Consider the following 20,056-nt stretch of genomic DNA (forward strand, 5'->3'; position numbering starts at 1 on the left):
TCTAGCGATGCGCATCTCCGAACTGAGCGCCAGGTCCGGCGTGGCCATCCCCACGATCAAGTACTACCTGCGTGAGGGCATGCTCCACCAAGGCGTGCAGACGTCCGCGACGCGGGCCGAATATGGCGAGTCGCACCTGCGCCGGCTCCGCCTGATCCGCGCCCTGCTCGACGTGGGCAGGCTCTCAGTGTCCTCCATCAAGAAGGTCGTCGCCGCCGTCGACGACGAGTCGCTGCCCATTCACGAGATGCTGGGCATCGCCCACTACGCCCTGAGCCCCGGCGCCCAGCCGGAGCCCGGCGAGGACTGGCAGCAGGCCCGTTCCGAGGTCGACCGCCTCGTCGAGGATCTCGGCTGGGACATCACGCCCGACGCCCCCACCCGCGACGAGCTGGCCCAGACCCTGGTCAGAATGCGCCAGCTCGGCATGGAGGTGGACCTGGCGCCCTACGTCGAGACGGCCGGGAGGCTCGTGTCGGAGGTGGAGATGGACAAGATCCCGTTCGACGGGCCGCGTGACGCCGCCGTGGAGGCCCTCGTGCTCGGGACGGTCCTCTACGGCAGAGTGTTCGACGCCCTGCGCAGGATGGCTCATGAGTCGGAGTCGGCCGCCCGCCTCGGCTCTTAGCCCCGCGCCGGCGATGCGACAGCCTTCAGCGCCGCGAGATATGCGGCGATCGCCGGCCGGACCTCCGCCCCCCGCCGCACCGCCGCGTAGATGTGCCGCCGGACGTCGTGCCCGGTCGGGGCCACGGTGACGATCCCTCCGGGGATGGGCAGCCGTGCGGCGCGGGGGATGAAAGCGATGCCCATCCCCGCTTCGACCAGGGCCAGGATCGCCGTCCAGTCGCCGGCGCGATGCCGCACCTTGGGACGGAAGCCGGCGGAGGCGCAGGCGAGGTGCAGCATGCGGTCGCAGGCGTCGCCTTCGATGGTGCTGACCCACTCCTCGCCTTGGAGAAGCGGCAGGGCGATCGCGGGCTCGCGCGCCGACGGATGCGCGATCGGCAGGGCGAGGTCGAAGTCGTCGGTGCCCAGCTCCACCCTGGTGTGCCTCATGTCGTCGCGGGAGGGCGCTCCTTCGGCCTCCACCTGGACGACCACGTCGAGATCTCCGCCGGCGAGCTGATCGAGGCAGTCGGGCGCAGCGACCTCCCGGATGTCGACCCGCAGCCGTGGACGGCTGTCGCGGAGCATGAGAGCCGCCGGAATGAGCAGCGACGAGATCGCCGAGGGGAAGGAGCCCACCGTGATCCGCCCCAGCTCGCCGTTCACGGTGGCCTGGATCTCTCCCATCGCCCGCTCCAGAAGCGCGAGCACGGCATAGGCGTGGTCCACGAGCACGCGGCCGGCGTCCGTGAGGCGCAGCTTGCGGCCGTCGGCCTCGGCGAGCGGCACCCCCGCCTCGCGCGTCAGCGTCGCCAGTTGCTGCGAGGCGGCCGACGGGGAGATGTGCAGCGTGGAGGCCGCGGCATGGAGTGTGCCCTGCTCGTGCAGGGCCACGAGCACCTTCAGGCGAGCCGGATCAACCATGCACATCAACTTACCATTACCGGCCGTAATCATTTGATTGTCTTCACGGTTCAGGGGCGGCACCATGGGAGCCGAGCACCGAAGCCGAGAAGGAAGGGGTGCACGGTTCATGAAGGCACTCGCCCTGAGCGCAAGCCCCCGCAAGGACGGCAACTCCCGTCTGCTGGCGGAGACCGTCCTCGAGGGGGCGGCGAGCCGCGGGCACGAGGTCAAGCTCGCCGATCTGACCGATGCGGTCGCGGCGCCGCTGCGAGACTGCCACACGTGCCGGCAGGCGGACGGAGCATGCTCGATCGGAGACGGCTACGAGACGCTTCTGCGGCGGCAGGTCCTCCCGGCCGACGCGCTCGTCCTCGCCACCCCGCTCTACTGGTACGGCATCGCCGGACAGCTGAAGATCTTCATCGACCGCCTCTTCTGCTACATCAAGGCCGACCACCCCGACAGCGCGGACGTCACGCAGCGCCTGGCCGGCAAGCGGATGGCCGTCGTGGTGAGCTCCGAGGAGACCTACCCTGGCTCGATGGTCGGCGTCACCGCGCAGTTGCAGGAGCTCGCCCGCTACCTCCACCACGATCTGGTCGGCGTCGTGCGCGGTGTCGCCAACTCGCGTGGGGAGGTGGCGCGTGACCCGGCGGATCCGCTGGCCCAGGCGTTCGGTCTCGGAACGCGCCTGTTCGAAGGACACGTGAGCGACCACCGCATCGACACCGTGCGCAACGGTGTGGTGTGGCCGTCCTGACCGCGCTGGAGTCACGATGCTCATCCGGACACTCCACGACGTGCTGGGGTCCGCGCACGATGTCGACTGGACCAACGGCACGAGCCGCCGCCTCCTCGTCGCGACGGACGGACGCGGCTACACGCTCACCGACACCCGCGTGCGTCCGGGCACGACCACCCTGCTCCGCTACGACCGGCATCGCGAAGCCTGCTACTGCGTCGAGGGCGAGGGCCGGGTCGAGACGGCCGACGGGTTGTTCACCATCGCCCCAGGCACGTTGTACGCGCCGGACCCGGGCGAGGAACACCGCCTGACCTCGGCCGGCGGGATGCGGCTCATCTGCGTGTTCCGTCCCGCGCTCCAGGGTGACGAGAACCACGATCTCGCGCCGGGACACCCTTCCGGATTCTGACGAACCCCATGCTCCCTACACCATGCCGTTGGCCCGCAGGGTCCGCACGGCGCCGACCGTGACGTCCCCGCGCCAGTCGAGCGCCCCGGCGGGCGAGATGCGCGCGTAGTCGACGACCCACCCGCCGTCGTCCTGCTGCTCCCCCGCCAGCCGTACGAGATCGGCGGCGATCACCTCGGGCTCGAACAGGCCGCGGGCCGGCCTGCCGGGGAGGGGCGCGAAGTCGAGCGGCCGCAGCGCCTCGTTCTCGGTGCCGCCCTCGACCGGCACCCGCCCGTCCGCGGGGATGTGGCCGCCCAGCCGCTTGAGCAGCCCGGCGGCCTCCGGCCGGCTGTCGTGGACGGCGTCCAGGAAGTGCACGGAGAACAGCAGCACGTACGCGTGCGGCACGCCCTCCAGCCGCTGGATCGCGTCGAGGCAGTAACGTGTGGCCCGCTCCAGCCACGGATGCGCGGCGACGGCCGGGTCGTGCGCGGCGACGTGGTGGGCCGCGGCCGCGGTCACGGAGGTGATCTGCAGGGACGAGACGGCCGGGTCGCCGCCCCTCCACCAGGGCGCGCTGGCCTCGGAGACCGTGAGCGGCAACGAGAACGGCAGCCCGCCGTCGGGCAGCGTCACCGAGTCCAGCCAGTCGCACAACGCCGCGGCGTCCGGCCCGGTGTGCGGTGCTGTGTGCTCGGCGACGTCCCCGAACACCGCGAAAGCGTGCAACGCCGCCCCCGGCTGGCTCTCGGGGGTGCGCAGGTCGGGCTCCAGGCCCCAGCCGTAGCCGCCGTCGGGATTGCGGTAGGCATCGAGGGCGGCCAGCACGGAGGCGGCGTCGCCCTCGCCCATCAGCAGGTCGTAGCGGCGGCGGTCAAGGACACGCGCGTGCCCGGCCAGGAAGCCGGGGATCGCGGAGAGATTCACGTTCATACCGTCATCGTGCCCGGATCGCCGCCTGCGGTCTTGTAGGTTCCGGACACATCACTCGCGGATCGTGACCGGCCGCTTGAGCAGCCACAACGCCGCCCGCTGGAGGAGCGTCCGGTGGATCTCGTTGTCGTAGGACCTGGTGTCGTGGCCCAGCGCGTCGTAGAAGACCCGGCCACGCCGGACCGGCCGCGCCCACACGAGGGGCTGGCCGTTCGACGAGGCCAGCGGCCTGACGTCGGGCAGCACGTCGAGGTCGCTGTAGACCTCGTCGACCACGTCGAAGTCGCGCAGGCCCTCGACCACCGGATGTCCACCGTGCACCCGCACGCCCGTCCATCCCAGCGGCGGATGGTGGGACTTGGGCCAGCTCCAGCAGCCGCCCAGGACCCGCGGCCAGCCCTGCCAGTCGTCGAAGCAGATCGAGGCGGTGTGCATGCACAGCAGCCCGCCGCCCCGGTCGAGGTGGTCGAGAAGGGTGGTGCGGGCCTCGGCCGGTAAGGAGAAGGCCCAGGCGGCCCGCTGGTCGGCGAAACGGTCGTGGCCCATCTGCCAGCGCAGCGCGTTGACGGTGATGAGCTGGACCTCCGACGGCTCGCTCAGCGCGCCCGCGATGTCCTCGGTGATCTCCGACTCGACCCCGACCTCGGAGAGCACCCCGGCGAGCACCTCCGACGTGGCGGCGAAGTCGTGGAACAGGCCTCCTGAGAGGATCAGATTTCTCGCCACCCATCCAGCCCATCATGCTTGCCGCGGCATTGCCACCCGTGAACCGTCACGTCCGGCGTCCGGCCGGGGGCGTCACCGTCCGCTCGCGGCTCACAGGCGGCCCCGGCACGCACCCCGGCGCGGTGACGCGGCATGATGCCACCGTGGACTTCGAGGAGCACCGCCCCATGCTGCTGGGGCTGGCCTACCGCCTGCTCGGCAGCATGTGGGACGCCGAGGACGTCGTACAGGAGGCGTGGCTGCGCTGGCAGGGCACCGACCACGACGAGATCAGGGAGCCGCGGGCGTTCCTGGTGACCGTGGTCACGCGGCTGGCCCTCGACCAGCTACGCTCCGCGCGAGCCAAGCGGGAGGCCTACACCGGGCCGTGGCTGCCCGAGCCGGTGCTGACGTCGGAGGCCGGCCCGCTGGACACGGCCGAGCTGCGCGACACCGTCTCTTTCGCCACCCTGCACATGATGGAGCGGCTCTCGCCGCCGGAGCGGGCGGTGTTCGTGTTGCGGGAGGCGTTCGAGCTGCCGTACGGCGAGATCGCGGAGATCGTCGAATCCTCCGTGGCCAACGCCAGGCAGTTGCACCACCGGGCGTCCGTGCGGCTCGCCCAGGGGCGCGACAGGTTCCAGCCGACGACGGAGGACCACACCAGGCTGCTGGTGAAGTTCATGGAGGCGGCGAAGGGGGGCGACCTGGACGCGCTCACCGAGCTGTTCCACGAGGACGTGGTCTCGTGGAACGACGGCGGCGGCAAGGTCAAGGCGGCGCTGCGCCCGGTCGCCGGCCGGCGCAAGGTGCTGGCCCTCCTGTCCGCGCTGGTGACCCGCTACGCCTTCACGGACGTGCGGTTGCTGGACGTCAACGGCAGTCCGGCGTACTGGACGCGGTCGGAAGAAGGCGATCAGGTCGTGATGGTGAACGTCCACGACGGCCGCATCAAGGACATCTACGCCGTCCTGAACCCGGACAAGCTGGTGCGTGTGCACAAGATGTGACGCCCGGCCTCACCCGTCCGGGCGCCCGCACGACCTATAGTCACGCGTATGGATCTCGGCATCTCGGGCAAGGTCGCCCTCGTCACCGGAGGCAGCGCGGGAATCGGGCTCGCCGCGGCCAAGAGTCTCGCGCGCGAAGGCTGCGACGTCTGCGTCAGCGCCCGCAGCCCGGAACGGCTCGCGGACGCGGTGGTGGAGCTGCAGGAATACGGCAAGGTCGTGCACGCCGTGCTGGCCGACGTGGAGGACCCGGCGGCCGCCCGGCGGATCGTCGAGGAGACCCGCGACGTGCTCGGGCCGATCGACATCCTCGTGGCCAACGCGGGCGGCCCGCCGGCCGGCCGGTTCGACGAGGTGGGGCTGGAGGAGTGGGACGTCGCGATCCAGCGCAACCTGCTCGGCACCGTACGCCTCATCCACGCCGTCCTGCCGGAGATGCGCTCCCGCGGCTGGGGCCGGATCGTCACGGTCACCAGCAGGTCGGCCCGCGAGGCGATCGACGGCCTGGCGTTGTCCAACGCCACCCGCTCGGCCGTGGCCGGCGTCGTGCGCACGCTCGCCCGCGAGGTCGGCCGCGACGGCGTGCTGGTCAACAACGTGATGCCGGGCCCAATCGAGACCGAGCGGCTGCGGGAGCTGGCGGGCGGCGACGAGGCGCTGCGGCAGCGGGGCGATTCCGTGCCGGTCGGCCGCATCGGGCGCGCCGAGGAGGTCGGCGACGTGGTGGCGTTCCTGGCCGGCGAGCGGGCGTCGTTCGTGAACGGGGTCTCGCTGCTGGTCGACGGCGGGGAGAGCCACGTCATCGCCTGACGGCCGCGGCCGCGAAACGCCTGCTCGCCGGCGCTGCGCGGCCGTGGCGGAGCGGGTGCTCGGGCACCGCTTAGCACATGACATCCTTCCCTTAAGGGACGGAGTGCGATAAGGCAGGGGCGTAACGGCATGGAGAAGCCGGTCATCGTGACGGTGGACGACGACCCGGGCGTCTCGCGGGCGGTCGCCCGTGATCTGAGGCGCCGCTATGGTCAGAACTACCGGGTCGTCCGCGCCGAAGCGGCCAAGGACGGCATCGAGGCGGTCAAGGAGATGCGGCTGCGCGGCGTCGACGTGGCGGCCATCCTGGCCGACTACCGCATGCCGCAGATGAACGGCGTGCAGTTCCTCGAAGCCGCGATGGACCTCTATCCGTACGCGCGCCGGGTGTTGCTGACGGCCTACGCCGACACCGACGCCGCGATCCAGGCGATCAACGTGGTCGACCTCGACCACTATCTGCTCAAGCCGTGGGATCCGCCGGAGGAGAAGTTCTACCCGGTGATCGACGGGCAGCTCGACGCCTGGTTGCGAACCGACAGGATTGAGCGGTCGGAGCTGCGCGTGGTCGGCGACCGGTGGTCCGCGCCGTCCTACAAGGTGCGCGACTTTCTGGCCCGCAACCACGTGCCGTACCAGTGGATGCTGGCCGAGGACCCGGAGGGCGCGCAGCTGGTGAGCGCGGCCGGCGAGGGCTGCCATCTGCCGCTGGTGGTGACCGCCGACGGCACCACGCTGGAGTCTCCCGACCAGTCCGCGCTGGCCACGGCGGTGGGGTTGTCGACCACTCCGGCCACCGACTTCTACGACCTGATCGTGGTGGGCGGCGGGCCGGCCGGGCTCGGCGCGGCCGTCTACGGCGCGTCGGAGGGGCTCAACACGGTGCTGGTCGAGGCGTACTCGTCGGGCGGCCAGGCGGGCCAGAGCTCCCGCATCGAGAACTACCTGGGTTTCCCCGACGGCGTCTCCGGCCAGCAGCTGGCCGACCGGGCGCGCAGGCAGGCGCTCAAGTTCGGGGCGGAGCTGCTGACCGCCCGGAAGGTGACCATGCTGGAGCCGCGCGGGCAGGCGCGGGTGATCGGGTTCAGGGACGGCGGGGAGATCGCGGCCCACGCGGTGATCCTGGCGACCGGCGTCACCTATCGCCGGCTGGAGGCGCCGGGGCTCGACGAGTTCGTGAGCCGGGGCGTGTTCTACGGGGCGGCCCTGACCGAGGCCCCGGCGTGCAAGGACACCGAGGTCTACATCGTGGGCGCGGCCAACTCGGCCGGGCAGGCGGCCGTCTACCTGTCGGGATTCGCGAGCAAGGTCCACTTGTTGGTGAGGAGTGATGGTTTGGAGAAGTCCATGTCTCACTACCTCATCGAGCAGATCGCCGCGCTGCCCAACGTCGAGGTGCACCTCCAGACGGAGGTCGTCGGCGGTGGCGGCAGCGACCACCTGGAGCGGCTGACACTGTCGACCAAGGGCGAGGAGCGCACGGTCGACGCCCAGTGGTTGTTCGTGTTCATCGGGGCCGAGCCGTACACGTCGTGGCTCGGGGAGACGATCGAGCGGGACGCGCGGGGGTTCGTGCTGACCGGGCCCGACCTGGTGCAGGGCGGACGGCGGCCGCGCAACTGGCCGCTGCGGCGCGAGCCGTACTACCTGGAGACGAACGTGCCAGGGGTGCTGGCCGCGGGCGACGTACGCGCCGAATCGATCAAGAGAGTGGCCTCCGCCGTCGGCGAGGGCGCGATGGCCGTCGCGCTCGTGCACCGTTACCTGGAGAAGCAATGAGCCGACAGACGAGCATCGACATTGACGAGATGCGCAAACTCTTCCTGTTCGAGCGGCTGACCGACGAGCAGCTCACCAAGCTCGCCGGCAGCGGCGCGGTGCAGACGTACGCGCAGGACGAGGACATCCTGCGGCAGGGCGAGCCGGCGGAGTGCTTCGCGGTGCTGATCGAGGGCGAGGTGCAGATGATCAGCGAGACGGTCAGCGCCGGCACCGTCGCCATGCCCCGCACCTCACAGCCCGGCGTCTACGGCGGCGCCACCTCGGCCTACCTCGGCGAGCGGGCGCCGCGGACCTACCAGCACACGCTGCGGGCCACGGCCCCCTCGCGGATCTTCATGTTGCCGGCCAAGAAGTTCGCCTACATCGTGGCCGAATGGTTCCCCATGGCGATGCACCTGCTCGACGGCCTGCTGTCGGGCGGCAGGATGCAGCGGGAGATCATCGACCGGCGGCAGCGGCTCACCGCGCTCGGCACGATCACGGCCGGGCTCACCCATGAGCTGAACAACCCGGCCGCGGCCGCCGTACGCGCGGTCAGCGAGCTGCGCACGCTGCTCAGGACCTCGCGGTTGCAGCTCGCCCAGCTCGCCCAGGACGGCATCGCGCCCGACAAGCTCCGCACGCTGGTCGAGGTCCAGGAGCACTGCACCGAAGCCCTGGGCAAGCAGCAGCGCTCGCCGCTGGAGATCTCCGACGCCGAGGACGCGCTCGGCGAGGAGTTGGACGAGGCGGGCGTCGAGGACGCGTGGGACCTGGCGCCGGCGCTGGTCAACGCCGGGTTCTCCGGCGACGACCTGCAGAGGGTCCGCGGCAAGGTGGGCGAGGAGCACACCCCGGCCGCGCTGCGCTGGCTGGCCGACGCGATCGAGATCTCGCAGATGTTGAGCGAGGTGACCGAGGCGACCGAGCGCATCACCTCGCTGATCCGCTCGGCCAAGCAGTACTCCCAGATGGACCGGGCGCCGTTCCAGATGGTCGACGTGCACGACCTGCTCGACAGCACGGTCGCGATCTTCCGCGGCAAGATCCCGCCGGGCGTCACGGTGGTCACCGACTACGACCGCACACTGCCGCTGATCCCCTGCTACGCGGGCGAGCTCAACCAGGTGTGGACCAACCTGATGCACAACGCGCTCGACGCCATGGGCGAGTCGGGCACGCTCACCATCCGCACCGCGCACGACGAGGACGAGGCGATCGTCGAGATCGGCGACACCGGGCCCGGCGTCCCCGAGGCGATCAGGGACCGGATCTTCGAGCCGTTCTTCACCACGAAGACCGTGGGCGAGGGCACCGGGCTGGGTCTCGACATCTCCTACCGGATCGTGGCCGGGCGGCACGGCGGGGAGATCAAGGTGCGCTCGAAGCCGGGCGACACCTGGTTCGAGGTACGGCTGCCGCTGCGCGAGCCGGCGGCGGTTCCTGAGCCTTCCGTATGAGCCCGGGTGCGCGGCGAGCATGCGGAAACCAGCGGCAATCTCGACTTGTCATGATGAGTCGTGACCCCGTGTAATGGTTGATCGTAATGCGGAAAGGGGCATGCCCGTGGCCACGCCCCTTTCCCGGCAGCCCTCGGAAGGATTCTCGTCTTGATCATCGACTGGACCCGGCGGGCCCTACCGGCCATGCTCGACGACCTGAAGGCCGTGGTGGAGCTGGAGACCCACAGCTACGACAAGGCCATGCTGGTCAAGGGTCTGCGCGAGATCCGAGCCAGAGCCGTCGGACGGCTCGGGACACCCGACGACGAGATCTTGCACGAGGGCGGGCAGCACGGCGACATCCTGGAGCTCACCTACCAGGGCAGCGTCCCGGGCACGGTGCTCATGCTCTGCCACTACGACACCGTCTGGCCGACGGGGACGCTGCGGTCCTGGCCGTTCGCGGTGGTGGACGGCAAGGCCACGGGGCCCGGCGTGTTCGACATGAAGACGGGGCTCGTGCAGTCGATCTGGACGCTGCGCGGGCTGCGGGAGCTGGGCCTGCCGCACCCGAGCGTGCGCTACCTGTTCAACGGGGACGAGGAGATCGGCAGCCCGGCCTCGCGCGAGCACATCGAGGCGGCCGGCATCGACGCGCTGGCCACCCTGGTCTTCGAGGCGTCCATGGACGGCGCGCTCAAGACCGCGCGCAAGGGCGTGGGGCTGTTCAACGTGAGCGCCACCGGAGTGGAGGCGCACGCGGGGCTCGACCCGTACGCGGGGGCGAGCGCGATCCACGCGCTGGCCGAGGTCGTCACCACGCTGGCCGCGGCGGGTTCGCCCGAGCGCGGCACCACGGTCAACGTCGGCCTGATCGGCGGCGGCACCGGCCGCAACGTCGCGGCCGGGCGGGCGACCTGCGGCGTGGACGTACGCGTGAGCGATCCCGCGGAGATGGAGCGGATCGACGAGGTGTTCGCCCTGCTGACGGTGTCGGACCCGAGGGTGTCGATCTCGTCGACCGGCGAGTGGAACCGGCCGCCCATGACGCCCAACCCGGCCTCCCAGCGGCTGTTCAAGGAGGCGCAGGAGGTGGCGGCCGGCTTCGGATGGCTGCTGGACGAGGCTGCGGTCGGCGGCGCCAGCGACGGCAACATCGTCGCCGCGCTCGGGCGCCCGGTGCTGGACGGCATGGGGGCGATCGGCGACGGGGCCCACGCGCGGCACGAGCACGTGCTCGTGGAGCACATCCCCGACCGGACGGCGCTGGCGATCGGCCTGGTCAGCGCTCTGGCGTGACCGCGCTGAAAACGTTGTCACGGGCGCGGTCGAGCGCCGTGAGCACGGCTCCGTGAAGCACCGCGTCGCCCTTGACCGTGGTGGCGCGGATCTCGGTGGGCGCCGGTGACATGGCCCGCAGATGCTCGGCCGCCTGCTCCGCCAGCGCGTCACCGCCTTGCTGTCCCAGCTCGCCGCCGAGCACGATCAGCCCCGGGTCGAGGATGGCGACGCAGGCGAAGGCACCCTTGGCGATGCGCGCGGCCAGCTCGGCGCGGTCGAGCCCCTGGACGGCCTCGGCCGACACGAGGTGGCAGAAGTCGGTGCCCCCCAGTCCAGGAAGCCGATCTCTCCCGCGCCACCCGACGCCCCTCGCCGGAGCCTGCCGCCGAGCACGACCGCCGCGCCCGTCGCGTCGCCCAGCCAGAGCAGGACGAAGTCCTCGCTTCCCTGCGCCGCTCCCGTGCGGAGCTCGGCGACGGCGGCGAGGTCGACCTCGTTCTCCAGGAGCACCGGCACCCCCAGGCGCCGGCCCAGCGAGGAGATCAGCCCCGGCCGCCACCCGGGCACCTCGTTGCCGGACCCCAGCTCTCCGGTGCGCGGGTCGACCAGCCCCGGCGCGCCCGCCGTCATCGGGTGGGTCGCGGACTGGCTGTCCTACCCGGCCGCGTTCGTCATGATCACCGGTGTGGTGGCACTGCTCACCCTGCTGGCCCCCGTTCTGCGGCCCGCGCCCGCGTCCACCCCTCGCAAGAAGGAGCACTCAGCGCCCGCTGACCGGCGACCCGGCGCCGGGACGCGGGCCGCGAGGCTCCCGGCCTGGACTGCGGCGGCCTCTCGCGTATACGCTCCCAAGCGAGCGCTTGGTTTATCGCTGAGGGGCCGCCGCATGAAGTTCTCGACCTTCCACCTCTTCCACCGCTTCGACGGCCAGAGCTTCAAGGACGTCTACGACCACCACCTGGAGCTCATCGAGCTGGCCGAGGAGCTGGGGTTCGACGGGGTACGGCTGGCCGAGCACCACTTCCGCGACTACGGCGTCGTCCCGAACCTGTTCACCATGCTCGCCCACGCCGCCGCCCGCACCACTCGCCTCAGGCTGGGCACCGGCATCGTGGTGCTGCCCCTGCACGACCCGATCCACGTGGCCGAGGAGGCCGCGCAGGTGGACGTGCTCTCCGGAGGGCGGCTGGACCTGGGGATCGGGCGCGGATACCAGAGCGTCGAGTTCGAGGGGTTCGGGATCGACCTGGCGGAGGCCCGCGACCGGTTCAACGAGGCGCTTGAGGTGATCGTCGGGCTCTGGACGCGGGAGGCGTACCAGCACGAGGGGAAGTTCTACCGGACCGGCGCCGAGGTCTCGCTCGTGCCCAGACCACTGCAGACACCCCACCCGCCGCTGCACGTCGCGGCCGTCTCGCCCGAGACCGTCACCATGTACGCCGAGCGTGGGCTGCCTATCCTGGCCGACCCCGCGGCGACGTTCCGCAAGGTCTGCGCGGCGGCCGGGACCTGGCGGGAGACGGCCGCGCGGGCCGGCCACCCGGACGGGGCCGAGCTGGTGGTGGCGCGCAGCGTGTACGTGGCCCCGACCCTGGAGCAGGCCCGCGCGGACCAGGAACGCTTCGAGGCGTCGTTCGACCGGTCGCGCATCTTCAACGAGCGCAGCGCCCCCATCGACCCGAAGACCGGCCGCGCCGCCCAGGGCTTCGAGTACTACCAGGACCGCTATCTCAAGGGCGGCTCCGTGTCGGCCGGCTTCCGCTGGGAGCAGCTGGAGGTCATCGGGGACCCGGCACGGGTGATCGAGCAGATCACGCTGCTCAGGGACGCCGGCTTCACGAACCTGCTGTGCGACTTCGGCAGCACCCGGCCGATGCCGCTGGAGGAGATGAAGCGCGTCATGCGGTTCTTCGCCGCCGAAGTGATGCCCGCGTTCCGGAGGTTCTGATGATCCACAGCCTGTCCCTGTCGGACGTCCTCGCCGACCACGCCCGCAGCCGCCCAGGGGTCACCGCGGTGGTGGACGGCTCGACGCGGCTGACGTACCCGGAGCTCGACGCCCGCGTGACCCGCCTGGCCGGCGCCCTGGCCGGGCTGGGGGTCGGCGGCGGCGACCGGGTGTTGTGGCTGGGCCAGAACTCCCACGCGGTGCTGGAGCTGCTGCTGGCCTGCTCGCGCCTGGGCGCGGTGTGCTGCCCGGCCAACTGGCGGCAGTCGGAGGACGAGCTGCGGTTCGTGCTGGCCGACCTGACCCCGTCGGTCGTCGTCTGGGAGCCGTCGGACACGACGGCCGCCCTGCGCGGCTCAGGCTCGGGGACGTGGGTACAGTCAGGCGAGGCGTACGAGCGGCTGATCGCGGACGCGAGCCCGCAGGAGTTCCCCCAGGTGGCGGACGCCGAACCGGTTCTGGCCCTCTACACCGCGGCGTTCGGCGGCCGGCCCTGCGCCGCCCTGCTCGGCAGCGCCGCGCTCATCGCCCACGCGGCCTCGCTGCTCGTCGTCCGGCAGATGGAGCCCGGCTTCACCTTCCTCAACAGCGGCCCGCTCTATCACGTGGGCACGATGATGTTCTGCCTGGCCACGTTCCAGATCGGCGGCACGAACGTCTTCACCCCCGCGTTCGACGCCGAGGAGGTGTGCCGGCTGGTCGACGCCGAACGGGTGACGCAGGCGTTCCTGTTCGGGCCGATGATCGACGCCGTCGCGAAGGCGAACGCGGACGGTGCGTACGACCTGTCGTCCCTGCGCTTCGTCGCCCACACGGCCGAGTGGGACGACATGATCACCGTGGACGGCTCGCCCTGGTGCCGGTCGAAGATGGGCGGGTACGGGCAGACGGAGGTGGGCGGGATGCTCACGTTCCTGGGGCTGGCCGAGGGCGGCGCGGGTTTCGCGGGGCGTCCGAACCCGCTGGTCCAGGTACGGTTGCTGGCGCCGGACGGCGCCGAGGTGCCGGTGGGCGAGGTCGGGGAGATCTGCGCGCGGGGTAAAACTCTCTTTTCCGGATATTTCGCCCGTCCCGACTTAAATGCAGCCAAGTCGGCGTACGGCTGGCACCACACCGGCGACCTCGGCCGCCGCGAGCTCGACGGCACCGTCACCTTCATCGGCCCCAAGCTCCGCATGATCAAATCAGGGGCCGAGAACATCTACCCCGCCGAGGTGGAACGGGCGCTCGCGTCACATCCCGCGGTGGCCGCCGCCGCCGTCATCGGGGTGCCCGACCCGGTCTGGCACCAGGCGGTCAAGGCCGTCGTCGTGCTCCACCCGGGCGGGACGGTGACGGGCGACGAGCTCATCGGGCACGTCCAGGCGTTGCTGGCGTCGTACAAGAAGCCGCGAGAGGTCGTCTTCGTCGACGAGATCCCGAAACGCGGCCCCACCCCCGACTATGACGCTCTGGACGCCGCGCACGGCGGCGGAGGCTACCCGGGTCACTGACTCCCGCAATTGCGAGAACACTCGAATTTGATGGCATACTCTCATATTTATGAGACTTCCCACCGAACGTCACCCGGAACGCCCCTTCGACCCGCCCGCCGAGCTCCGCGGGCTGCCGGCGATGAGCCGGCTGGAGTTCGCCGACGGCCACCTCGGCTGGCTGGCCGCCACCGCCGCCGCGGCCCGCACCGTGCTGGGCGACCCGAGGTTCAGCGCCCGCCAGGAGATCAAGCACGTCGTCACGCACTCCTCACGTCCTGGCGGACCCGGCCAGGCGGCCCCGCCAGGCTTCTTCGGCAGCATGGACCCGCCCGAGCACACCCGCTACCGCCGGCTGCTCACCGGCCAGTTCACGGTGCGCAGGATGCGCCTGCTGGAGCCGCGCATCGAGCAGATCGCCGCGGGCCGTCTCGACGCCATGACCGCGGCCGGGCCGCCTGCCGACCTCGTACCGGCGTACGCGCTGCCGATCCCGTCCATGGTCATCTGCGAGCTGCTCGGAGTGCCGTACGCCGACCATGATTTCTTCCAGGAACGCAGCTCCCAGCTCGTCATCCCCGGCGGCGACCCCGCGGCTGTCGGCGACCTGACCGCCTACCTGCGCGAGCAGGTACGGCGCAAGCGCTCGGCGCCCGGCGACGACCTGATCAGCGGCCTCATCACCGACCTGACGGACGAGGAGCTGGCCAACGTCGCCCTGCTCCTGCTCGTCGCCGGCCACGAGACCACCGCCAACATGCTGGCCCTCGGCGTGTTCGCGCTCCTGGAACACGGCGCTCCTCTCGACGAGGACTCGGACGACGCCGTCGAGGAGTTGCTGCGCTGGTTGTCGGTCCTGCACCTGGGCGCGCCGCTCCGTACCGCGCTGGAGGACGTCGAGGTCGCGGGCGAGCTGGTCAGGAAGGGCGAGACCGTCGCCGTGTCCCTCCCCGTCGTCAACCGCGACCCGTCCGTCCACGACGACCCGGAAGCGCTCCGGATCGACCGTGGCGCCTCGAGCCGGACGCCACGCCGGCACCTGGCGTTCGGCCACGGCGTGCACCAGTGTCTCGGGCAGCAGCTGGCCAGGATCGAGCTGCGCATCGGCTACCGCGCCCTGTTCGCGCGCTTCCCCGGGCTGCGGCTGGCCGTCCCCGCGGCCGAGGTGCCGCTGCCGCACGACGCCACGGTGTACGGCGTCACCAGCCTGCCCGTCACCTGGCCCACGGGCTGACGCTCGACGCGGGCGGGCGGTCACAGGATGGCCAGCGGGGTGAGCGGGCTGCCGGTGCCGCCCTCGATCCTGAGCGGCGCCGCCACGAACACGAACTCCGTACGCCCGGCCGCGCCCAGCTCCTCCAGCCAGAGCATCTCGATCAGGTGGACACCGTGCCGGTGGAGGAGAATGAGGTGCAGGTCGTCGGCGAGTCCTTCCTCGGCGCGCCCGCGCGCGTCGAGCCCGCCGATCGCGGCGTTGTCCGCGGCGACCGCCGCGACGTCGTGCGCGGCCAGCCACCGGCCCGCCGGGGCCGACAGTCCCGGCTGGCCCGACCAGTACTCCTCGCGCGACCGTTCCCACACCTGGGGCCAGCCCGTACGGATCACCGCGACGTCCCCCGGCCGCGGTGTGGCGATGTCCGCCAGCAGGCCGGCCGTGATCCGCTGATCGGCCGGCAGGTGGTCCAGGCCGAGGTGGCGGGGCACGTCGAACAACACACCCCTGGCGACCACCCCGCCCACCCGCTCGATGCCGCACCGGGTCGCGCCGTAGGAGCGCACCCTGGCCGCGGGGTGGCCGTTGTAGAGCTCGTCGCCCGACCACATGTGGCACAGCGCGTCCATGTGGGTCGTGGTGCCGTGGTGGGTCACGAGCAGCGCGTCGTCGGCCACGCGCAGGCCCTCGCCGATCGGCCGCGCCCCCGCCGCGTAGTCACCGCCGTCCACGGACATGAAGTGCTGCGGCAGCGGGCGCCCGGGCAGATGCGGGACCGTCGTGGGCGCGGGCGAGGAGGTGGCGCCCCTGATCGGCATGGCCAGGCTCAGCACCTCGCCCGTGGTGGCGCTGCGCAGCGCTTCGAGCACCACGGCGGGGGTGAGGAGGTTGAGAGTGCCACGCTGATCATCTGGGCCGAATCGTCCCCAGTTGTTAGGCTCGTCTACCACTGAGCTCCCTTTCTCCGCGGAGGTCTGATGCACTGCGAGCCCCGGTTCTCCGGCGTACGCGAGGTCTTCGAGCGGCACTTCTCCGACGGCGAGGAGCTGGGCGGCGCCCTGGCCGTCTATCTGGACGGCGAGCTGGTCGTCGACCTGTGGGGCGGGGTCGCCGACCGGCACACCGGGCGGCCCTGGCAGGAGGACACACCCGCGTTCGTCTACTCCTGCACGAAGGCGGTCACCGCCACCGTGCTGCTGCAACTGGCGGAGCGGGGCCAGGTGGACGTCACCGCGCCGGTCGCCGACGTGTGGCCCGAGTTCGCCGCCGAGGGCAAGGCGGCCATCACCGTCGAGCAGGTGCTCACCCACCAGAGCGGGCTGCCGGTGATCGAGGAGCCGGTGCCGGTGGAGGAATTCGAGGACCACGCGGTGATCGCGGCCCGGCTCGCCGCCCAGGCGCCCCTGTGGGAGCCGGGGAGGGCGCACGGCTACCACGCGCTGACCTACGGGTTCCTGCTGGGCGAGGTGATCAGGCGGGTGACGGGCAAGACCGTCGGGGATCTGGTCGCCGCCGAGATCGCCCGCCCTCTGGGACTGGAGCTCTGGGTGGGGGCGCCGGACACCGTGATCGCGCGTACGGCCCGGCTCCGGGCCGGCGAACGCGCGCAGCCGGGCCAGGCCCCCGCACCCACCGAAGCCGCGCCGGGCGGGCGGGCGCGGGACGTGCTGGCCGAGATGGCCAGGGCGGCACAGGACCCGCAGAGCCTGATGAACCGGGCGCTCGGCAACCCCGGCATGCACCTGCTCAAGGGCGGCGCGAACCATCCGGTCATCCTGCGCGCCGGATGGCCGGCGGCCGGTGCCGTCGCCACCGCGCGGGGGCTGGCCGGGTTCTACCGGGCGCTGATCGCCGGCGAGCTCCTGCCTTCCGGCGCGCTGCGTGAGGCCGTACGTCCGCGCGTGAGCGGCCCCGACCGGGTGCTGCTCCTGGACACCTCGTTCGGGCTCGGCTTCATGCGGCCGTCGTTGACGTTCTTCGTGCCGTCGGAGACCGCTTTCGGCCACACCGGCATGGGGGGCTTCATCGGCTTGGGCGACCCCGAGCGCGGCCTGGCCGTCGGCTACGTCATGAACAGGATGGCCGCCGCGCTCTCCGGCAACCTGCGCGGCATCCGCCTGGTGGAGGCCGTCTACCGAGCCCTGTGACCGCATGGGGGCTCAGTGCATGGTCACGCCGCCGCTCACCGACAGGATCTGCCCGGTGATGTAGGCGGCACGATCCGTGCACAGGTAGGCGACCAGGCCCGCCACGTCGGCGGGCGTGCCGAGGCGGCGCAGCGGGATGCCGCGCGCGATCTTGCCGACGAGCCCTGGATCGGCCTCTGACACCTTCCGCAGCATGGGCGTGTCGGTGGGTCCTGGGCAGACGACGTTGGAGGTGACCTGGGCTCTCGCGGCCTCGCGGGCGAGCGTCTTGGCCAGCCCGAACAGCCCCGCCTTCGTGGCCGCGTACGCGCCTTCGCCTCCTGAGCCGGCCCTGGCGCCGTCGGAGGAGACGAACACCAGCCGTCCCCAGCCTCGGTCCAGCATGCCGGGCAGCAGGAGCTTGGTGAGCAACATCGGCCCGCGCAGGTTGACCTGCCACATGAGGTCCCAGCTCGCGAGGTCGCTCTCGGTGAACGGCTGCACGACCGACACCCCGGCGCTGTGCACCAGGATGTCCACCGGCCCCACGGCACCGCCGAACGCCTCGACGGACGGGGGTGCGGCCAGGTCGACGGCCAGCGCCCGTGCGCCGGGGAGGGCCGAGGCGACCTTCCCGGCGTTCGGCAGGTCCACGTCGGCGACCACCACGCGGGCGCCGAGCGCGGTCAGGTCGGCGGCGATGGCCGCGCCGATCGCGCCCGCTCCCCCGGTCACCACCGCCACGCGCCCGTCCAGGCGCAGCCCGTCCATCAGGTAAGCGTCCGTCCTGTCCATGCCGCGGCCAGGTCCGCCGCGGCGGTGCGGATGGCGAGCAGGCCGATCGTGTGCTTCATCACGGCCCGCGCGTAGTCGTCGGGAATGCCCGCCACCGCGTCCTTGACCACCGTCACCCGGTAACCCAGGTTGACCGCCTCCAGGGCCAGCCCGGGGATGCCCAGGTTGAGCGAGACCCCGGCCGCGACGACGGCGGTGACGCCCATCGAGCGCAACGTCATGTCGAGCGAGGTGCCGGTGAACGGGGAGAAGCCGTGGTAGCGCCGGCTCTCCAGGTCGCCGCCGTCCCGCAGCTCGGGGATGATCTCGATGGCGGGCGTGCTGTCCAGCATGTGCCCGGGGTCGTTGAGCAGGGACACGATGAACGGGCAGTTGCCCGTGTGGGAGCCGGCCCGGTCGGGGCGGAAGGCGGCCGTGCAGTGGATGACCGGGATCGCGACCGCCCTGGCCGCGTGGAGGAGGCGGGCGGCGTTGGCCACGACGTCGTGCCGGATGCACGCATCCACCAGATCTGGAAATTTCGTGAGATCGCCGACGACGCCCCGCTGCATCTCCATCACCAGCACGGCTACCCGCTCCACCGGCTACCTCCGCATGACTTAGCCGAGCGCTTGCTTGGTAACGTCGACCAGCATAACACCTGCCACCCCCGTCATCCCCGATTGACGCTGGGCGAAATTTCTGGACTCGTGACAACCGGAACCCCGGGTGAGACCGTCAAACCGAAGACGGCTGCCTGATGGGGGTAGGACTTGGTCCCTGGTTACCGTGAAGTGCGCCAGCTCGGCGCCGGCCGTACCGGCCGCGTGTTCCTCGCCACCTACCAGCAGACCGGCGCCTACGTCGCGATCAAATACCTGAACGCCACGCTGCGCCGGGACACCGAGTTCATGGACCGCTACCGGACGGACACCCACGAACTCGTCGAGATCGACGACCCGAACGTGGTCAAGCTCTACGAGTACGTCGAAACGCAGAGCAGGGCCGCCATCGTCATGGAGCTGGTGGACGGCGTAACGCTGCGCACCCTGCTGGCCGAGCACCACAGGACCAGCCCGGAGGCGGCCCTGGCCGTGGTGAAGAGCACGCTGCTGGCCCTGGCCGCCGCCCACGAGCGGGGCGTGCCGCACCGCGACGTCAAGCCGGACAACATCCTCGTCCAGGCCGACGGCACCACCAAGCTGGCGGACTTCGGCGTCGTGGTGCACGCCGAGGAGCCGGGCGTGCCCGCCGGCAGCCCCGAGTACATGGCGCCCGAACTGTGGACCCAGGGCAGGGCGGGCCCGCCGGCGGACGTGTACGCGGCCGCGTGCGTCCTGTTCGAGGCGGCCAGAGGGCGGCCCCCCTACCGGGCGTACAAGGAGGGCGACGACGGCGGGCTGGACGTGCCCGCGCTGCGCGACAAACATCTGGTGGAGCCGGTGCCCGTGGAGGTCGCCCCCGACACGCTGCGCGACCTGCTCAGGCGGGGGCTCGCCAAGGACCCCGCGCTCCGGTACGCCTCCGCCCGGCACTTCGCGGCGGAGCTGGAGGAGGACGCCGTCGCCGGGTACGGCCCCGACTGGGAGAAGCGCGGGCGCCGCCACCTCGCCGAGCTGGCCACGCTGCTCGCCCTCCGCTTCCCGCTGGCCAGGACCGACCAGGCCGCGACGGCCGCGTCCCGCATCCGCGACCGCATGCCGAGGGTGCCCCGGTTGCCGCCGCACCTGTGGGTGGCCGGCGCGACGGTGGTCGCCGTGTCGATCACGATCATGATGTCGGGCGGCCGGCTGTCCCCCGGACCGGGGGCGATCCTCATGCCGCCGCCCGAGACGCAGAGCGAGCCGGAACCGACCCAGGCCGACGCCACCACGGCCGGCCCGACCAGGACGTCCGCCGCCCCCCGGCGCACGACCGCCGGGCCGACGCC

At 71.7% G+C, this 20,056-nt stretch carries 21 protein-coding genes; 13 read left to right on the forward strand and 8 right to left on the reverse strand.

Annotated features, from left to right (window positions below):
- Positions 1-7: 7 nt before the first annotated feature.
- Entirely contained in the window at positions 8-628 is a 621-nt protein-coding gene (locus E1294_RS23745) for a MerR family transcriptional regulator (protein WP_132511637.1), read from the forward strand.
- On the opposite strand, the gene E1294_RS23750 is transcribed toward E1294_RS23745, so the two are convergent.
- The gene (locus E1294_RS23750; RefSeq protein WP_165977443.1) at positions 625-1,533 is read right to left on the reverse strand and encodes a LysR family transcriptional regulator; all 909 of its coding nucleotides are present in this window, start codon (positions 1,531-1,533) and stop codon (positions 625-627) included. The two genes, E1294_RS23745 and E1294_RS23750, sit on opposite strands and share 4 nt — an antisense overlap.
- Before the next feature lie 109 nt (positions 1,534-1,642).
- On the opposite strand from E1294_RS23750, the gene E1294_RS23755 reads away from it, so the two are divergent.
- A complete protein-coding gene (locus tag E1294_RS23755) occupies positions 1,643-2,275 on the forward strand; it encodes a flavodoxin family protein (protein WP_132511641.1) in 633 nt (210 codons plus the stop codon).
- 16 nt (positions 2,276-2,291) lie between these two features.
- A complete protein-coding gene (locus E1294_RS23760; RefSeq protein ID WP_132511643.1) occupies positions 2,292-2,669 on the forward strand; it encodes an ectoine synthase in 378 nt (125 codons plus the stop codon).
- 15 nt (positions 2,670-2,684) lie between these two features.
- Here the strand turns inward: E1294_RS23760 and E1294_RS23765 are convergent, their stop codons facing one another.
- Both E1294_RS23765 and E1294_RS23770 read right to left on the reverse strand, forming a co-directional pair.
- Entirely contained in the window at positions 2,685-3,584 is a 900-nt protein-coding gene (locus tag E1294_RS23765; RefSeq protein WP_132511645.1) for a hypothetical protein, read from the reverse strand.
- Between the two features lie 51 nt (positions 3,585-3,635).
- Positions 3,636-4,310, reverse strand: coding sequence for a ThuA domain-containing protein (locus E1294_RS23770; RefSeq protein ID WP_132511647.1), 675 nt, complete (start codon positions 4,308-4,310; stop codon positions 3,636-3,638).
- 38 nt (positions 4,311-4,348) lie between these two features.
- Between E1294_RS23770 and E1294_RS23775 the strand changes: the two genes are divergently transcribed.
- The 5 genes from E1294_RS23775 to E1294_RS23795 all read left to right on the forward strand — a co-directional run bounded on the left by E1294_RS23775 (position 4,349) and on the right by E1294_RS23795 (position 10,611).
- Positions 4,349-5,299, forward strand: a complete 951-nt coding sequence (locus E1294_RS23775) for an RNA polymerase sigma-70 factor (RefSeq protein ID WP_246083223.1) — start codon at positions 4,349-4,351, stop codon at positions 5,297-5,299.
- A gap of 48 nt (positions 5,300-5,347) precedes the next feature.
- Entirely contained in the window at positions 5,348-6,109 is a 762-nt protein-coding gene (locus E1294_RS23780) for an SDR family NAD(P)-dependent oxidoreductase (RefSeq protein ID WP_132511651.1), read from the forward strand.
- A 129-nt stretch (positions 6,110-6,238) separates the two neighbouring features.
- The gene (locus E1294_RS23785; RefSeq protein WP_132511653.1) at positions 6,239-7,888 is read left to right on the forward strand and encodes an NAD(P)/FAD-dependent oxidoreductase; all 1,650 of its coding nucleotides are present in this window, start codon (positions 6,239-6,241) and stop codon (positions 7,886-7,888) included.
- Positions 7,885-9,330, forward strand: a complete 1,446-nt coding sequence (locus tag E1294_RS23790; RefSeq protein WP_132511655.1) for an ATP-binding protein — start codon at positions 7,885-7,887, stop codon at positions 9,328-9,330. The genes E1294_RS23785 and E1294_RS23790 overlap by 4 nt, the downstream gene beginning before the upstream one ends.
- 150 nt (positions 9,331-9,480) lie before the next feature.
- Positions 9,481-10,611 (forward strand): M20 family metallopeptidase, encoded by a 1,131-nt coding sequence (locus tag E1294_RS23795; RefSeq protein ID WP_246083224.1) that lies wholly within the window; start codon positions 9,481-9,483, stop codon positions 10,609-10,611.
- Here the strand turns inward: E1294_RS23795 and E1294_RS54700 are convergent.
- Positions 10,595-10,897 carry a hypothetical protein gene (locus E1294_RS54700; RefSeq protein ID WP_220447907.1) on the reverse strand — a complete coding sequence of 101 codons (303 nt, stop codon included), beginning with the start codon at positions 10,895-10,897 and terminating at the stop codon, positions 10,595-10,597. The two genes, E1294_RS23795 and E1294_RS54700, sit on opposite strands and share 17 nt — an antisense overlap.
- Positions 10,798-11,223 carry an ROK family protein gene (locus E1294_RS58155; protein WP_220447905.1) on the reverse strand — a complete coding sequence of 142 codons (426 nt, stop codon included), beginning with the start codon at positions 11,221-11,223 and terminating at the stop codon, positions 10,798-10,800. The genes E1294_RS54700 and E1294_RS58155 overlap by 100 nt, the downstream gene beginning before the upstream one ends.
- Before the next feature lie 256 nt (positions 11,224-11,479).
- Here E1294_RS58155 and E1294_RS23805 point away from each other — a divergent pair, with 256 nt between their 5' ends.
- The 3 genes from E1294_RS23805 to E1294_RS23815 are packed head-to-tail and all read left to right on the forward strand — an operon-like array spanning position 11,480 to position 15,247.
- A complete protein-coding gene (locus tag E1294_RS23805; RefSeq protein WP_132511657.1) occupies positions 11,480-12,541 on the forward strand; it encodes an LLM class flavin-dependent oxidoreductase in 1,062 nt (353 codons plus the stop codon).
- Positions 12,541-14,034, forward strand: a complete 1,494-nt coding sequence (locus E1294_RS23810) for an AMP-binding protein (RefSeq protein WP_181958542.1) — start codon at positions 12,541-12,543, stop codon at positions 14,032-14,034. The genes E1294_RS23805 and E1294_RS23810 overlap by 1 nt, the downstream gene beginning before the upstream one ends.
- Positions 14,035-14,083: 49 nt before the next feature.
- The gene (locus E1294_RS23815) at positions 14,084-15,247 is read left to right on the forward strand and encodes a cytochrome P450 (protein WP_132511659.1); all 1,164 of its coding nucleotides are present in this window, start codon (positions 14,084-14,086) and stop codon (positions 15,245-15,247) included.
- Between the two features lie 20 nt (positions 15,248-15,267).
- Here the strand turns inward: E1294_RS23815 and E1294_RS23820 are convergent, their stop codons facing one another.
- Positions 15,268-16,176 carry a cyclase family protein gene (locus tag E1294_RS23820; protein ID WP_132511661.1) on the reverse strand — a complete coding sequence of 303 codons (909 nt, stop codon included), beginning with the start codon at positions 16,174-16,176 and terminating at the stop codon, positions 15,268-15,270.
- 27 nt (positions 16,177-16,203) lie between these two features.
- Between E1294_RS23820 and E1294_RS23825 the strand changes: the two genes are divergently transcribed.
- The gene (locus E1294_RS23825) at positions 16,204-17,373 is read left to right on the forward strand and encodes a serine hydrolase domain-containing protein (protein WP_132511663.1); all 1,170 of its coding nucleotides are present in this window, start codon (positions 16,204-16,206) and stop codon (positions 17,371-17,373) included.
- A 12-nt stretch (positions 17,374-17,385) separates the two neighbouring features.
- Here the strand turns inward: E1294_RS23825 and E1294_RS23830 are convergent, their stop codons facing one another.
- Entirely contained in the window at positions 17,386-18,123 is a 738-nt protein-coding gene (locus E1294_RS23830) for an SDR family NAD(P)-dependent oxidoreductase (RefSeq protein ID WP_132511665.1), read from the reverse strand.
- Positions 18,123-18,728 (reverse strand): cysteine hydrolase family protein, encoded by a 606-nt coding sequence (locus E1294_RS23835; protein WP_246083226.1) that lies wholly within the window; start codon positions 18,726-18,728, stop codon positions 18,123-18,125. The genes E1294_RS23830 and E1294_RS23835 overlap by 1 nt, the downstream gene beginning before the upstream one ends.
- Before the next feature lie 171 nt (positions 18,729-18,899).
- Here E1294_RS23835 and E1294_RS23840 point away from each other — a divergent pair.
- A partial coding sequence (locus tag E1294_RS23840; RefSeq protein WP_132511667.1) for a serine/threonine-protein kinase occupies positions 18,900-20,056 on the forward strand: 1,157 nt, incomplete at its 3' end.

The organism is Nonomuraea diastatica (genome assembly GCF_004349015.1).
Classification (GTDB): Bacteria; Actinomycetota; Actinomycetes; order Streptosporangiales; family Streptosporangiaceae; genus Nonomuraea; species Nonomuraea diastatica.